The 16,301-nt window shown below is 61.8% G+C and carries 7 protein-coding genes; 2 read left to right on the top strand and 5 right to left on the bottom strand.

The window, feature by feature from the left end:
- Positions 1 to 157 precede the first annotated feature (157 nt).
- Positions 158 to 3,106: a PVC-type heme-binding CxxCH protein gene (locus tag VGN12_23665; GenBank protein HEY4312466.1), complete on the top strand. Its 2,949-nt coding sequence runs from the start codon at positions 158 to 160 to the stop codon at positions 3,104 to 3,106.
- A 113-nt stretch (positions 3,107 to 3,219) separates the two neighbouring features.
- Here VGN12_23665 and VGN12_23670 read toward each other — a convergent pair whose 3' ends face one another.
- From VGN12_23670 to VGN12_23690, 5 genes are all read right to left on the bottom strand, one after another.
- On the bottom strand, positions 3,220 to 6,594 hold the full coding sequence (locus VGN12_23670; protein HEY4312467.1) for an error-prone DNA polymerase: 3,375 nt from the start codon (positions 6,592 to 6,594) through the stop codon (positions 3,220 to 3,222).
- A gap of 165 nt (positions 6,595 to 6,759) precedes the next feature.
- Positions 6,760 to 8,676, bottom strand: coding sequence for a DNA polymerase Y family protein (locus VGN12_23675; protein HEY4312468.1), 1,917 nt, complete (start codon positions 8,674 to 8,676; stop codon positions 6,760 to 6,762).
- On the bottom strand, positions 8,615 to 9,337 hold the full coding sequence (locus tag VGN12_23680) for a hypothetical protein (GenBank protein HEY4312469.1): 723 nt from the start codon (positions 9,335 to 9,337) through the stop codon (positions 8,615 to 8,617). Before VGN12_23680 ends, VGN12_23675 begins: the two co-directional genes overlap by 62 nt.
- A gap of 245 nt (positions 9,338 to 9,582) precedes the next feature.
- Positions 9,583 to 13,209, bottom strand: coding sequence for a tubulin-like doman-containing protein (locus VGN12_23685; protein HEY4312470.1), 3,627 nt, complete (start codon positions 13,207 to 13,209; stop codon positions 9,583 to 9,585).
- A gap of 9 nt (positions 13,210 to 13,218) precedes the next feature.
- Positions 13,219 to 14,382, bottom strand: coding sequence for an EAL domain-containing protein (locus VGN12_23690; GenBank protein HEY4312471.1), 1,164 nt, complete (start codon positions 14,380 to 14,382; stop codon positions 13,219 to 13,221).
- 457 nt (positions 14,383 to 14,839) lie between these two features.
- Between VGN12_23690 and VGN12_23695 the strand changes: the two genes are divergently transcribed.
- Positions 14,840 to 16,249: a diguanylate cyclase gene (locus VGN12_23695; protein HEY4312472.1), complete on the top strand. Its 1,410-nt coding sequence runs from the start codon at positions 14,840 to 14,842 to the stop codon at positions 16,247 to 16,249.
- Positions 16,250 to 16,301: the final 52 nt, after the last annotated feature.

Consider the following 16,301-nt stretch of genomic DNA (forward strand, 5'->3'; position numbering starts at 1 on the left):
TATTATCTGTCTGCTTGGTTTCGTTGCGCTCCTTGCGGGACGCCTCTTGCCAGGAAGACATCGCGCGCACTCGAAGATCGCACGTGCTGCGCCCTCGTCGACCATGACGCAAACGGCGTCGACTGCGAATCAGCCTGCGCGCATACCAGCGAGCGTCTTGCCACAGTTGGAATTGGATGAACTGCTGAAGCCGACGCCGCCCAAAGAACCGGCCGAGGCACTAAAGACCTTCGAGGCGATACCTGGATTTCACATAGAGCTGGCCGCGCACGAGCCCGATGTCGTCGACCCCGTGGCGGCGGCCTTCGACGAGCAAGGGCATCTATTCGTTGCCGAGATGCGTGACTATCCGTTCCGTCCCAAGGAAGGGGACAAACCGACGGGCCGCGTTCGCATGCTCACCGATACGGATGGCGATGGCCGCTACGATCGTAGCACAACCTTCGCCGACGAACTGCTGTGGCCGACCGGTGTCGTTTGCTCGAATCATGGAGTCTATGTCGCTGCGGCGCCGAACGTTTATTTTTTCAAGGATACCGACGGTGATGGCGTGGCAGACGAGCGTCGCGTCGTCTTCGCTGGCTTTGGAACGCAGAACGAACAAGGCTCGGTGAATTGCCTGACCTGGGGCCTGGACGGAAAGATTTATGCCAGCACCTCGAAAAACGGCGGACAGATTCGTTCGGGCCAATATCCAAAGTCGGAGCCGGTCGGCATCAGTGGTCGCGATTTCTGTTTCGATCCCGCGACCGAGAAGCTGGAACTGGTGACAGGTGGCGGTCAGTTCGGCAACGCCTTCGACGATTGGGGAAATCGCTTCCTGTGCGACCAGGCCAATCCGTCGATGGAGGTGATGCTGCCGAATCGATATCTGGCGCGGAATCCGTTGTTGGCCGTGCCCGAGGCGGTCAATGATTTGACTCCGGGCGCCGTGAAGATATTTCGCATCAGTCCGCTGGAAGGATGGCGCGTAGTTCGCTCAACGCGGCGGTTGGCGCTCGGCGAACGCGGCGCGGACTCGACCGGTTTAAATCATCACGTGCTCGACGGCGTGGCCGGTTTGATGATCTATCGGGGCGACGCCTATCCGCCGGAGTTTCGCGGTAATTTGATTGTCGGCGACGGGCAGACCAATCTGGTGCACCGTCGGCGACTGGAGCCGGACGGGGTGACGTTTCGCTCAATTCGCGCCGACGAGAACATGGAATTCGTTCGCTCGAGCGATATCTGGTTCCGACCCGTCAACTCGTTGAACGGACCAGACGGTTGCGTGTGGATCACCGATATGGCCCGCGAGGTGATCGAGTCAGTGCATGTGCCGTGGGACGTGGTCAGCCGCATCAATTTGAAGAGTCAGGGCCGGGGCCGGATTTACCGTATCGCTCCGGACGGTTTTAGAGTTCCGGCGTTGCCGCGCCTGAACGAGGTCGGCACGGCGGAATTGGTTGCCACGCTGTCGCACCGCGGCGGGTGGTGGCGCGATACGGCGCAACGCTTGTTGCGCGAGCGACAGGATCCAGCGGCGGTGCAGCCACTACGAACCTTGTTGCGCGAATCCTCCTTCGACCTGGCCCGCCTGCACGCACTGTATACCTTGGAGCAGCTGAAGGCTCTCAGCGACGATGACTTGCAGCATGCACTGGCAGACGAATCGTCAGGCGTGCGCGAACATGCCGTGACGCTGTCTGAGGCGCGATTGTCGAAGTCGCTGGAGTTATTGTCGCGCGTGGTTCACTTGGCAGCCGACGATGCGCCGCGGGTCCGTTTTCGGGTGGCCTTCTCGTTGGGCGAAGTGAAGGGGACAGACGCTGCGCGTCAACAGGCGATTTCCGGGCTGGCCACGATCGGGCGACGCGACGGTGGCGACGTCTGGGTACGTACCGCAATTCTCAGTTCGAGCCGGCCGTGGGCCTCGGCTTTGCTCGGCGAGCTAACGCAATCCGCCGGGGATACGGCGGATGCGGCGCTTTTGCGACAACTCGGTTTTCTGGTGGGACGCGATGAAGATCATGACAACCGGGCCGGGACTTTATTGGACGCGCTAGCTGGCTCTCCCGCGGCATCGAATTTTGCGACGCTCGAGCCTATTTTGCTGGGATTGGCGGATGGTTTGCGCGGCGCGAAAACGACGATCCAGCAATTGCAGCCGAAGTTACCGCAGACGGGCGCGGCCCTTGTCAATCGCGTTGTTGAGAACGCGGCGAAAATCGTTGGCGACGAGCAAGCCTCGACAAGCGCGCGTGTCCGGGCGATTCAGGTTCTCTCGCTCGGGCAAGTGGAGCGAACGCTGCCGCTGTTGGCGCCTTTGCTGTCGGCCCACGCGGCCGAAGGGATCGAGCGTGCTGCCGTGCAATCATTAGCGACGTTCGACAGTCCGCAGGTCGCAGCGGCCTTGATTGGTCCCTGGCGCAGCTACACACCACAATCGCGCAGTGCGGTCGTGCAGACGATCTTTTCGCACCCGGCGTGGCGCAGCGATTTGCTGGCAGCGATTGAGCGCGGCGACGTTGCCGCCAACCAGATCACCCGTGTCGAGCGCGGCATGCTGCTGGCCCTGCCGGATAAGGATCAGCGGGCGCGTGCGGAGAAGATCTTCGAGGCGGACAATAGTCCTCGGCAGGAGATTTACAATCAATATCGTCCCACGCTCGAAATGGCCGGCACGGTCCAGGCGGGTGAGAAGGTCTATCAGCGCGAGTGTATGGCATGCCACCAGGTGGGCAAGCAAGGTCAAGCCGTGGGGCCGAATCTAGCGACGACTAAGCATCGAGCGCCTGAGGAATTGCTGATGCACATTCTCGACCCGAATCGCGAGGTGCAGCCAGCCTACATTCAATATTCGGTCATCGATCGCGACGGAGGCATCTACTCCGGCCTGATTGCCGCCGAGACAGCCAGTAGCATCACGTTGCGCCGTGACAAGAACTTCGAGAAGACGATTTTGAAGAGTGAGATCGACGAAATCTCGAGCAGCGAGAAATCGCTCATGCCCGAGGGTTTTGAAAAGACGATACCACCGCAAGACATGGCCGACCTGCTGGCATTCTTGAAGGAGATGCACTACGACATCGGCACGCAACCAGGCCGGCGCGAAGGTGGTGATTAGACGTAAATAGCGCCGATTGATGGTGTCACAAGAACCCCTCTGCCTCCGGGAGAGGGCCGGCTGAGGGGCATTTCGCGATTCTTCAGTGGCTACGCGATCGGCGTTCAGGCCTGTCAGTGGAAATCGCGAGAATGCGAATCCATCCGCGCGGAGATCTCGTGAACATCGATCAGGCGATTGGCCAGGATGTGAATTACTTCCCCTTGGCGTTCCAGTCGGCCCTGCGCGAGTAATGCCACGGCGTTTTTTGCCGCGGGGCGGAAACGCTGCCAGATGTCGGGGCGAATAACCAGATTCGCGACACCGGTTTCATCCTCGAGCGTTACGAACGTGATGCCGCTGGCGGTGCCAGGGCGCTGCCGCACGAGTACCAGGCCGGCTACGCGCACCTGACGGCCATGTCGGGCCGCGGAAAGTTCGTTCGCGCGGATGACGCCCAGCGGCGTGAGTGTCGCCCGCAAAAATGACATCGGATGCGCACGCAGCGAAAGGCCGGCCGTTTGATAATCGGCCAGCACTTCTTCGTATGTCGTTAAGGCGGGTAGCAATGCGGCCGATTCTTGCTCGGCAGCCTCGGGCAAGGGATCGAAAAGTGGCAGCGCCCGAGCTTGCTCGCCGGCGGCCAGTGCCTGCCATAATCCTGTGCGCCGATCGAGGTCCAGCGAGCGCACGGCATCGGCCTTTACCAATCGCACCAAGAGCGGCCGCCCTAGTCGCGCGCGACGTGCCAGATCATCGAGCGAACGAAACGAGCCTGCGCCGCGCGCAGTGGAGATTCTTTCGGCGACCCCAGCAGGGAGGCCCAGCAGCAAACGCAGGCCGAGGCGCAGGGCGAACTCCGGGCCTTCTTCCAGGGTGCAATCCCACTCGCTCAGATTTACATCGACGGGTAACACTTTCACGCCGTGTTCGCGCGCGTCACGCACCAATTGGGCGGGCGCATAAAAACCCATCGGCTGGCTGTTCACCAGCGCCGCGGCGAACGCGGCTGGATAGTAATGCTTCAGCCAGGCCGAGACGTAGACCAATAGCGCGAAGCTAGCCGAATGAGATTCGGGAAAACCGTATTCGCCAAAGCCGCTGATCTGATGGAACACGTTTTCGGCGAATTCCAACGTCAACCCGCGCGAGAGCATGCCTGTGATCAGCTTCTGGCGGAATTTTTCAATGACACCGGTCTTGCGCCAGGCACCCATTGCGCGGCGCAATTGGTCGGCCTCGCCGGGTGTGAATCCGGCTGCCACCACGGCCAGCCGCATCGCCTGTTCCTGGAAGATGGGGACGCCCATCGTTTTTTTCAGCACCTCGCTAATCTCGTCGTTGGGGAACGAGACTGGCTCCAGGCCTGCGCGGCGTCGCAAATAAGGATGCACCATGTTTCCCTGGATCGGCCCGGGCCGGACGATCGCCACTTCGATCACCAGGTCGTAAAACTTGCGCGGCTGCAGCCGGGGCAACATGCTCATCTGTGCCCGGCTTTCGATCTGGAACACCCCCATCGTGTCCGCATGACAAATCATTTCGTATACCGCCTCGTCGGCCTGCGGGATGTTGGCCAGCGTCAGTTGCCGGCCATAATGCTGCTCGACCAAGTCGAAGCATTTGTGAATCGCGGTCAACATGCCCAGGGCCAGGCAATCAACTTTCAAAATGCCGAGCGTGTCGAGGTCGTCTTTGTCCCATTGAATCACGGTGCGACCGGGCATGGCGGCGTTTTCGATCGGCACCATTTCGCAAAGAGGGCCACGGGTCATCACCATACCGCCGACGTGCTGCGAAAGATGCCGCGGAAAGCCGACCAGTTGTTCGACCAGCGCGGCCAATTGCCGGCCGAGCGTGCTGCTGGCGTCAATGCCCGCCTCGCGCAACCCTTCACGCCAACGATCTTCGTACCCCCGACCGTCGATGGTTTTCGCCAGAGCATCGACCCGATCCAGCGACAGCCCGAGCGCTTTTCCCACATCGCGCACGGCCGATCGCAAACGATAGGTGATCACTTCGGCGGTCATGCCGGCCCGCTCGCGGCCGTATTTGTCGTAGACGTATTGCAGCACTTCTTCACGGCGTTCGTGCTCGAAGTCGATGTCGATATCCGGTGCCTCGTTGCGCTCGAGGCTGACAAACCGCTCGAACAGCACGTCGATCTGCTCCGGATCGACCGAGGTCACACCCAGGCAATAGCACACGGCCGAATTCGCCGCCGAGCCGCGCCCCTGGCAGAGGATGTCCCGGCTGCGCGCATAGCGAATCAAGTCCCACACGGTGAGAAAGTAAGCCTCGTAGTGCAGCTTCTCGATCAGGACGAGCTCGTGCTCGACTAGCGTGCGCACCTTCGGCGGAATTCCTTGCGGATATCGCTTTTGCGCGCCGTGCCAGGTGAGCTGGGTTAGATGCGCCAGTGCCGTGATGCCCGGCGGACAGAGTTCTTCGGGATATTCGTAGCGCAACTCTTCGAGCGAAAACGAGCAACGCTCGGCGATTTCAACCGTGCGTGCGATCGCCTCAGGATGATCGGCAAATAACTCGGCCATCTCGTCCGGCGATTGCAAATGCCGCTCGGCATTGGCAAACTCGTGCGGACCGGCCTCGGCCACAGTTATTCCCTGCCGAGTCGCCGACAGAACATCCGCCAAGGCACGCCGCTCAGGCACGTGATAATGCACGTCATTGGCGGCCACCAGCGGCAACCCGGCTTGCGCTGCCAACCGGACCATCTCGGCCAGCACCTGCCGATCGTCCGGTCCGCGATGCAACTCGGCCAAGGCATAACAACGGTCGGTGAATATCTCACGGTAATGCAGCAATGCATCAAGAGTGTTCAGGGCACGGGCAGCATGAGGTGCATGAACGGAATGTGTTGTCGCAGGAAGTTCTGCGAGAGTTGTTGCGGGAATTTCAAAACCCCTCTCTCTTTGGGAGAGGGCAGGGGGAGGGCCGGAAACTTGTCGAGCGGTGGAAATTTCTCTCTCACGCAGCGCGAGAATCGCGTCTCGGCCTGCCGGCTCATCGCCCATCGGAAGAGAAGTTGCTTGGAGAGTTGGTAAATAAGCCAGCGCCAATATGCCTGTCGCGTGCTCGGCCAGATCTTGCAGGTGCAGTAGGCATTCCCCCTTGGGTGCGCGACGACGCCCCAGGCTGAGCATGCGCGACAGATTCGCGTAGCCCGATCGATCGATGGCCAGCAGCACCACGGGGGGCGCATCGAGTGGATGAATTTCGGCACCGACGAGCAGCTTCAGCCCCACGGTCTTGGCGGCCGCATACGCTCGGACCACACCGGCCAGGCTTTCTCGATCAGTGACGGCCAGCGCCCGATAGCCCAATTCCGCGGCCCGCGCCACGAGTTCATCAGGATGCGATGCGCCGATGAGAAAGGAAAAGTTCGTCTTGGCATGCAATTCGGCATAAGGCGCCGCAGGTTCTGCCACGTCCGCTGGTGGCGGCGTCGCCAGATGAACTTCACGTTTAGCCGGAGGAGGATCAGGCATGCGGCACGTTTCACTAAATCTGTTTCACCACAGAGACGCGGAGACACAGAAAAGAATGATGAATGCAGAATGATGAACTGAAGGACCAGTATCTGCACTGCGCATGAGGTGCAAATCTGTGGGTGCCTTGTTTCACCGATTACCGGCTATCGAATGCTTCTTTTCTCAATCAAAATTGCCGTGCCAGAACCATTGACCGTCGCTGCGGCGGCGGAAGAGCCAGTGGCGATGGCCGTCTTGAGTTTCCACGCGGTAGTAATCGCGACGCACGCCCCGCCCGCGCCACCAGCCGGTTTCGATCCGCTCGGGCCCCCAACTGCGCGTCACGTGACGTCGTTCGTTCCCTAGCGTGAACCACAGCAGGGGACCGTCAGGCACCACGGCAACCACGGCCAGCGGCACTGGCCAGGGAGCCAAACGCAAGGGGCGCTGCGACCATTTGAAATGCCGCTCGCCACGATTTGCCGCCTGACTCTTGCCGCGCGGCGAGCGTCGATCCGTGGGCCGGTCCGCGCCGCGCCGCTCGCGCAGAGAGCGATCCGGCTGACGCGCGGATTCATTGCCGACCAGCGATTCGTAGCGGCAAGCTTCCTCAGGCTGGGCATCACTCGACAGGTCGACGCGCAGCACGCATTGCCGTCCCAGGCGGCTGCTGAGCCGATCGACCAGCATCGCCAAGGCGCGTGGGTCGTCACGTCCCGCGGAAATCTCGAACAGTTCTCCTTGCCGACACTCCAATAGTTCGGTTTTTATGATCTTGATGCGAATCTCCGCCACCGGCTCGGTCAGACGCAATCGATCGAGTTGCATCCGTACTAACTCGAACAAATAGCGAGGCGAGGCGCTGGGACGAAACAGTCCGACCGATACGGGGATCCGCATTCTCGACTCGCGCTGCGGATCCTTTTCTCGAAGAGAGTATTTTTCTTCGTGAAGAGAATATTCCTTTTCTGAAAAATGGCGCTCCTCACAAGCCCTCTCCCTCGGGGAGAGGGCAGGGTGAGGGGCGAGTCCCTTGCGATTTTCTACCTGCAACCCGTTGCCCACGAACTGCTGCCGGCTGCTTCCTAGTAGTTCGCATTCCAACCGCACGACGCCGCGTTGTTCGCGCAGCAGCATCCCGACCAATCGTTCCAATAATCGCTCGCTCACCGCCTCGATGACGTCATTGCGCGCCACCGGCTGTTCGAACGACCAGGTCGCCTCGAGCGCGGGCGACAATGCCTCGGCGTGGATCACCTCCTCGGCCGTGCCGAGTAGTTGGTCCCAACGCTGCAACAGTTCCGGCCCCAGGCGGGCTGCCAGCGAAGACCGTGGCAGCGCCTGCAATTGTCCGATCTGCGCGAGCCCCAGGTCTGCAAGAAAACCGGCCTGCTCATTCGTCAATCGCAGCGCCGCGACCGGCAGGCAGGCCACGGCCAACAGAGATTCCCCTGGCGAAATGATCATGCCGGCCATCTCACTGGCGCCGGGTGCGTAATGGGCCACGGCCCAGGCCGTGCCGATCGTATCGGCCAGCGCCAAACGTACCTGCCACCCTTGCGCGCGCAGCTCGCGCGCGACTCGCGTGATCAAGGCTGACTCGTCGCCGAACAAAGGGCCCAGTCCGGTCACATCCAAGAGTAGACTTTCCGGATGTGGACCCTCTTCCAATCCCACTACGGGACTAAAGCGTTCGCACCAGGTGGCCAAGGCGACGAGCGCCGCGCGCGCCGCGAGCGGATCGTAACGTTGATAACAGCAAGCGGCCGGGCGTGTCGCGTCCGCCGCCACGGCGGTAGCTTCGGCCAGTGGCATGCCAGGCCGGATCGAACGCGCTCGCGCGGCGGACGAACAATAAGCGATTTGCAACGCCCCGCGCGCGGTTCTCTCGTAAAGCGCCACGGCCAGGCCGGTTTCTGACGCAGCCGTTCGAGAGCCTGGCGATCGTCCAGTGGATTTACCAGGCGCATGCCCCGACTTCTTCGTCGCAATGTTTTTCGTGACTTGCACGTCCCCCAAGACGTCGCTGGGGCGGTTCTTACCCTCCGGTTGCGTGGCGCACCACTGTTGCAGTGGCCACTGCGGGAGCCAGACGCACAATACCCGTCTCATCATTGAGTTCCAAATTGAAGGTCCGTCCCCCTGCGTTCCCACGCAATCGCAATAGCTCCACGCGCAACTGGCGCTCAGCCGCCGAGACCAGCGGCGTTACCAGAAAGCGCACCTCGGCCCAACAGGGATCGCCGCGCGTCGTGGCCGGCCGAATCATAAGGCCGAGATTCCCGCCCGCCTCGGCTGCCAATTGCAAACGTCGTCCCACGCGTGCCGGGCACTTTTCTAACCAGCACAACACAGCTGCCACGCCCGATGAGCGCAATGATTGATCCAGCGCCCATTGCTCGTCAGCAGCGCTCTCAGGCCGCACCACGATCAGCCGCGCAAGCTCCATGCCGGCCTGGACCGCGGCGAGCGGATAAAAACTCTTCGTGCGATCGACCACGACCAGCGGTCCACCATCCCGACAAGCCTCGCGTGCGGCCGATAATGCCAGACTGCCCGCGCCACTGCCGGCGCCTGGCGACAGCCATTCGACGAGCGTCCCGCGAGTCAGCCCACCCTGCGGTAGATGACGATCCAGCGCCGTACAGCCGGTGGAAACCGGAGTCGCGACGCCACGTCGCGCTCGAGAGAACCGCTCCAGGCTCTCCTGTAATTGGGCGACGATCTGCCGCCGGATTGGCGGTAAGTTCTTGTCATGCATAGCGTTACCGATTGCTAGCAATAGTGTACATTTGTACCGTAAATTGTCAAGATGAATTTCTTCGAGCGAATAACCAATTCGGGAAAAACCTGCGACGAGAGAAAGCGTCGGGTGGGAAAGCCGGCGCGAAGAAATCATGCGAACGGCAGCCGCGGGAACAGGGCCGCGATGGAGAATCGCCGGCGCAACGCGTGCTCAATTCACGCGAGGAAAGCTCACCCAATCCGAACGCAGAGATCGCGTCATCAACTCGGCAGCGGCAACGGCGACCATTCGATGTCGCAGCGCGTATGCAGCCGTGCGGCAAGCGCCGCGCAGTGCGGCTGCCCGTCGATCAAAGAAACGGCTGCCTCCCATAACGGCACCGCGGCCATCTCGTAGCACAGCACGGGGTCGATGGCATCGTCGACGACCACCGACGGGGCATGACCGGCACATCTTGTTACCGACTCAGCCAGCGCCGCGCCCTCCTGCTGCTGGCCACACATCACCAGCAGGCGCCGATCGCCGCCGCAACTGCTCAGTATCGGCATGGCTTCAGTGAGGCAGGAACTGAGCAACTCGTCGCCGCCCGTTCCTTTCTCGCTATCTTCGAATGGCTTTTGCGCCAGCGCCGCGGAACGAACGGCGCCCAGCATCATGATCCGCGAGCGCGAGCGGAGTGTTGCGACCAGCGACTCACGGAATTCTCTTCCTTTTGCCAGTCCAGCCCACAGCCCACCGTGTTCGCGCACAAAAATACTTTGAAACTCTTCGTCCAATTGGGCCAGGAACTGCGGCCGGTGCTGTTCGAGGACGGCGCCGAGCGCGGCGTCGATCGCCACGGCGGCTCCTTCGCGCACGGCGTGGCGGGGGCGGGCCTCGTGCTCGAACAACAACGCCAGGCGGGCCAACTCGCGGCGGGCCTCGGATAAGCTGTCGGCAATCGAGGTTAGCTCCCAGGCTAACTGCTGAGCGAACTTCATGGCCATCGCAAACAGCGTGTCCATGAATTTCAGATTGGCGTATTGCAGCAAGCGCGCGTGCTGATCACCTGGCGAGGCCGAGGTCGTACCGCGTGCCGGCCATAAGCGCGAGCGAGACTTGCCGCCGATCACCACCACGGCCGCCGTGCGCATTTCCTCGATGGTCTTGTTACGGGTCTTCTGGGCCGCGTCACGCAATGGTCGGACGTGGCGAGCCAACTCTTCGATGGCTTGCGCTGCTCCGGCAAAACGGATGCGCGGATTGTCGGCCAATTCCACCGCCCAGGCACGCAGCGTTTGGGCCTGCTGCCGGCAGGCCTCGCGAATATGAGCTTCGAGCGTTGCAACGAGTTTGGTCGCCTCGGCGCCCGAGGCCGGCATTCCCAACGCGCGATCGAGCGCGGCGATTTGCGGATGCAGCTCGTCATTCAGATCGCCAGAACTACCCGCGCTGAGCGGCAACGAAGCGATTCGAGTGACTTCACTGCTCAGGAACGAATCGACATCGCATCCCAGGCAAGATTCGGCCGCTCGTTCCAAGGCATCGGTGATGGTGTCGAGCGACAGATCCATAAGTGCGATGCGCTCGCTTGCGAACCGGCCGATGTCAGCACTGGACAACATGCCGAGCGGCGGCCGGAGGGCGCGATCGGCCGCCCCGGACTGCCGAACGTGGCGGTCCGACACAGCGCCACACCACTGTTCAAGGAGCGCACCGCACACAGCATCAGCCGCGATGCCGACCAGCTCGTCACCGGCGCCTAATCGGCAAATACCAAACGTGCGCAGGAAAATGTCGTCGTTGGTCGCTGTTCCATCTTGCGGCGGGTGTGATTCATGTTGCGCTGCGTCGAGCCAGCCAGCAGCGGCCGTCGCTGTGCCCAGGAACAAATAATCGGCCACGTTGCGCGCTGCGCCTGGCAAGTCGTGTTCACCTAACTCGCCGCCGAGATGCACGAGATACAAATTCGGCAGGCGCGACTGGTCGGCGCTAATCGCCGGCAGTTCAAACGCCGCTTCGCCCGGATAGCCGTGGCGATAGAAGTGGTCCAGCTCGCTGAGCGTTCCAAACGTATTGGCCACGGCCAGCTCGTGTGCCGCGGTGTTGCGGCTGGTCCAATGCAAAAGCAAGATTTGCAGGCAATCGTCGGCCAGGCCACGAGCACGCACCATGTTGCGCAGCAAATAGGCCACGTCCAACGCCATGCCGCCCCCGGTACCACCCGAGATCGATGCCACGAGCGTCACGCGCGGCGCCGCTTCTCCCAGCGTCAATCCTGTGGCGGCGGCGGTCGCCGCCACGGTCGCCGGATCTGCGATCGTATCCAGAGCGGCATTCAATTGCTCAACCAGCGTCTCGGCATGATCCACGAGTGCCAACCGTCCCAGCGGACGCAAACCCTCGGTCTCGAGCGAGCGCGGAATGTTGTACAACCAGCGACGACTCATCCATGCCAGGAGTCTGGTCGAGCCACGGCGGTAATCCTCGGGCCGACGCAAAGGCATCGCCAACAGGTTTTCGGCGTTGGTATGGGCGTGCTGCTCGCCTTCTTCGACGTCGGGATTCGTATCCGCGGCCAGCAATTGCACAGCCGGCACTTTTTTCAAATCGCCGAAGCGATCTGCCAATCGCCTTTGCAATTGCCCGAGCACCAGGCGTGCTGTTCCGCCCAATCCGACGAACAGTGTCGGCCGAACAGTTGCGGTGGCTGTGACGTCGAGAGGGGGAAGGTCTCGAATCGTGGGTTGTGTCCGCGCACGTCGTTGGGGGGCGGGCGCAGGAGCCGGCTGATGGCTAAGCGGCGCTGTGCCCGGCTGCGTCGAAGCTTGGTGGATGGGCGCCGCCTCGCCGAGCGGCTCGGACAATAGGTCTGGCGCCTCGCTGGATGGCGGTCCGGATGACTTTTCGACCACTCCTACGCATGTCGCTGTGCCCGATGAGGAGCCAGCAGCGGAAGGCGACGCTGCCGGTTGCCCACCGTCCAGCATCTGTGTGCAGGTCTCTGGCGCCGGAATGGGCGTCGGCCGCACGGGATGGGTTTCGTTGGTCGCGAGCGGCGTCGTATCACCACTGGCCGGCGCCGCCGGTCGTGCCTGGGAAGTGGAACGCCCTGCGGCAAACAACGCGTCGACCATTTCGCGCGCTGTGGGGTAGCGCGCGGTTGGATCTTTGCAGAGGGCGCGCTCGATGATCGTCTTATCTTGCAATGGCAGCGCCGTCAGGCGTGGGCGACTTTGCAGATGCTGCGCGGCGAGTTGTGCCGTGGTTTTGCCGGGGAACGGCAACGTATCGGTCAGCATCTCCTGGTAGACGATCGCCAGGCTGTATTGATCGCTGCACTGACTGGGTCGGTCGTCGAACACCTCGGGCGAGGCATAGATGGGAGTCAGCCCTCCCATCATCGAGGCGCGCGTGTCGTCGATATCCTTGACCAGCCCGAAATCCGCGACCTTCACATAGCCGGATACCAACAGCAAATTCTCAGGCTTGACGTCCAAATGCTGCAGCGAGTACTTGTCGCGCATGTAGTCGAGCGCATCGGCGGCATCGCGCAGGTAGCCGAGCAACTCTTCGCGCGGGATGCCAACCATGCCGCCGGCCTTGCATTCCTCGAAGCGATCCTTCAGGCTCCTGTCGGCCAATTCGGTAACGATGACCAGTTGGCCGTCGACGACCTCGATGCGTTCCAGAGAGAGCAAGAAGGGATGGCGGACAAGCTTGACGCGCGACAGCGCTTTCAGCTCGCGGCGTGCCCGTTCGTCGTCGAGATAACCGTAGACGAACTTGATAGCCTTGGTCAGGCCGCCGGGAGCCGTGGCCTTCCACACCTCGCCGTAGCCGCCAGCGCCGATCCGCTCGGTCACTTCGTAGCCGAGAATCGGTTCGCGAGATCGGGTCGCTGACATTGCCACGGTTCACCTGCGTAACGACGCTTCCAAAGTGTGCTCGATTGCGCGGTCCGCCAGGCTGGTCGCTTGACCAGGGCGGCCGAAAACATTGCCACTGCCGTAGGGGATTCCCAGGTCGTGGCAGGTTCGTAATTCGTCGTCGATCTGCAATCCAGTCGCGATCGGCACGCTTCCCAAATCGTGGCACGCGCGTACGACGGATTGCAATTGGCGCTGCCGCTCCGGCTGGCGTTGAATGCCGGTCGTGAGTGACGCAGCCAGGATGAGGAAATCGGGCGCGACGGTCCGCTTTTCCATAACCTGCGCGTGCGTACCGGCAAAGCCCTGATAGGCCGCGCGGATACCCAGCTCTCGCAGCCCTTGTCGCAGCGTCTGGAAGTACGGAATGTCGCATACCACGGCTTCGGGGATCGTCGCCACCAGGCGATGGCCCACCGGGGTCAGCCGCGTCAGCCGGGCCAGCGAATCGAGCACGGCGTCGCTGCCGATCTCGGCGGCTTCGACGGGCAAGAACAAATTGTCCCCCAGCCCGTGCCGGGTCGATTCTTCAGCGGCAATGAGTCTCGCCAGTTGGTACAGATGCCCGGCCACGCGCGGCGCCGAGGCAAGCACCATTTGCTCGCAGCCATTGGCCGGCGCCTCGCCGGACGATCGCAGTGCCTCGTAGCCAAAGATGCGATGGGACGCCAAATCGATAATAGGCCGAAAATGGACATCCACCGAACGCTGCGTCAGCGACTGCTGCAATCGGCGAATGGCGCGGACCAACTCGCGAGTTTGCGCTGCTTCGTTGGTCGTGTTGCCGGCTTCGGCCACTTCAGTCGCCATGGAATACGACCGGCCCGAGCGCTCGGCGTAAAACGTGAATTCGACACCAGCGATTACCAGAATGTCGCCGTCGTTGAGTTCGGCGTCTTGCACGCGCTGTCCGTTGAGAAGTGTGCCGTTGGTGCTGTGCAGATCGCGAATGCGGTGGTTCTTTCCCTCGCGCAAGATCACGGCATGTTCACGCGAGACGCGGCTGTCGTCGATTTGCAGATCAGCCGATTCAACGCGTCCGATCGAAAAAGGAAACGAATGCAACGGATGCTGCAGCGGCTCAGCTCCTTCGCGGTCGCGTTCCAGCCAGGGCACGCCCACGACGCGCTTTTCCATCAATTGCGTTTGCATGATCGCCTTGTCCGCTTGTCGATTTCGCTTGAAGGGTCGTTGCGACTTGTATCACGGTTCGAGCGCGCGATCGATCATAGCGCGTCTTACCGAGGGAGAGCCTGCCGCAGAAAACTGTGACGGGTTGAAAGGGAATCCAATGACTTGCCTTTCAACACTAGCATTTCCCGCTCGCGGCGGCGGTTGCGGAATACTGTGCTTTTTTCACGGTTTGGCGCAAACTCCCCACAACAACCACCGGCCGAGCCGCTACGGTCGTTGCCATCGTTCCGTTCGGTATGGGCGAGGCGAATCGTGTCTGCTTCGAGCCGGGGATGCGCGCCACCTACCGGCGACCAGCCAAAGCGTTTCGAGATAGAGTTTGGATAGCCGAGCGCCGTACTGGAGATTCTCGCGGCGCACGCCTTATGCTCCTCTCATGCGCGCCAAACACGTAATTCTTGCGAGACGATCAGCTATGACATCGACTCCCCTAAAGGTCCTGCTCGTCGCACCGGAAAAGACGCTGCTCGACTCGCTCTCGAAATTCTTTGACCTGCTAGGTCTTCTGGCCGTGCAAGTCACGGATCCGCATTTGGCGGCGACAGCGGCTGCCAGCGAACGGCCCGACATCCTGATCCTCGATTCCGAGTTGCTGGCGCATGGCGGGCGCGAATTGTGCCGGGCGGTTTGCGGCGGCGGTTTGCAGAATCATGTCTTCACGCTGTTGTTGGTTCCCGACGGAGCGCCGCTCGAGGATATGGTCGAGGCCTTGAAGCTGGGCGTTGACGATTTTCTGGCCAAGCCGATTGTGTTCGGCGAATTGCTGGCCCGACTGCGCGCGGCGGCGCGCGGGTTGGAATACGAGCGGCGTGTGCAGGCTTATTTCGGCACCGAATCGCTGCCAGGGCTGCCGAATGAAAACGCTTTCCGGCAGGCGCTGGCGGCAGCTCTAGCCAAGCCCGACCGCGCCAGCTCGATCGCCTGCGTGGCCTTCGATTTGGATTTCTTCAATCGTCTGAATTACATGTACGGGCGGCCGCAAGCGGACGAAGCGTTGCGCGGCGTGGCCCGCTTGCTGACCAAATCGTGCCGACCCACGGACCTGGCGGCGTCGCGCGGCGACGACTGTTTTTGCGTTCTACTTCCTAACCGCAGCGAGGGGGAAGCTGGGCATTGGGCCGAACAGTTCCGCTCTCTGCTGGAAGAGACCCAGTTTTCCTTGGGAACCGCCGTCGAGAGTATCACGGCCAGCTTTGGCGTCGCGGCCGGCGTGCCCGGTGCCTGCCAGGCTGAGGAACTGCTCGAGCGGGCCAGCGAGGCGCTGCAAGCCGCGAAGCGTTCCGGGCGGAACTGCATCATGTTGCGAACCTCGCTCGATGACGATGCAAACGCCTGGACGAACCTGGGTGCACCCGGAAAACTGTTCGACCGCACTGTGGCCCGTGACGTCATGACGCCAAGTGCGATCACGCTCAAGCCGGACGACTCGATTGTACACGCAGCCGTGGTCTTCGAGCGGACAGCTCAACCGGCCGTGCCCGTCGTCGATCTCGAAGGCAATCTGATCGGGCTGCTCATGGCCGACGACCTGGCCGGGCGCGCCGTCGAAGGGCAGTATGCCACCGAGCGAGTTCGCGACCTCATGACCACGAACCCCGTGCGTTTCGGGGAGCAAGCGTTGTTCACGGAACTGGTGGGTTTTTTCAGCGAGGACCCACGCGCATTGGCCGTGATCACCGACGGGAGCCGGCCCACGGGAATCATCACCCGTAATGAGTTGGTGTCGCTGTCCGAACCGTTGACGGCCGAGAGTTTCGCCGCGCAGGATAACGATACCTCGACCAGCGACTATCTAATCGTGCCGGCGACGTCAACGAATTCCTAAGGCGTCGACGCCATTCGTGCAACTTCGAGTATCGGCAGCGCACAGCTATTTA

It is taken from the genome of Pirellulales bacterium (genome assembly GCA_036499395.1).
In the GTDB taxonomy this organism is placed as follows: domain Bacteria; phylum Planctomycetota; class Planctomycetia; order Pirellulales; family JACPPG01; genus JACPPG01.

What these genes read in the sequence shown, in the direction of transcription:
- VGN12_23680 (HEY4312469.1), bottom strand. Translation starts at nt 9,337, where the DNA reads ATGCATGACAAGAACTTACCGCCAATCCGGCGGCAGATCGTCGCCCAA.
- VGN12_23685 (HEY4312470.1), bottom strand. Translation starts at nt 13,209, where the DNA reads ATGTCAGCGACCCGATCTCGCGAACCGATTCTCGGCTACGAAGTGACC.
- VGN12_23695 (HEY4312472.1), top strand. Translation starts at nt 14,840, where the DNA reads ATGACATCGACTCCCCTAAAGGTCCTGCTCGTCGCACCGGAAAAGACG.
- VGN12_23670 (HEY4312467.1), bottom strand. Translation starts at nt 6,594, where the DNA reads ATGCCTGATCCTCCTCCGGCTAAACGTGAAGTTCATCTGGCGACGCCG.
- VGN12_23690 (HEY4312471.1), bottom strand. Translation starts at nt 14,382, where the DNA reads ATGCAAACGCAATTGATGGAAAAGCGCGTCGTGGGCGTGCCCTGGCTG.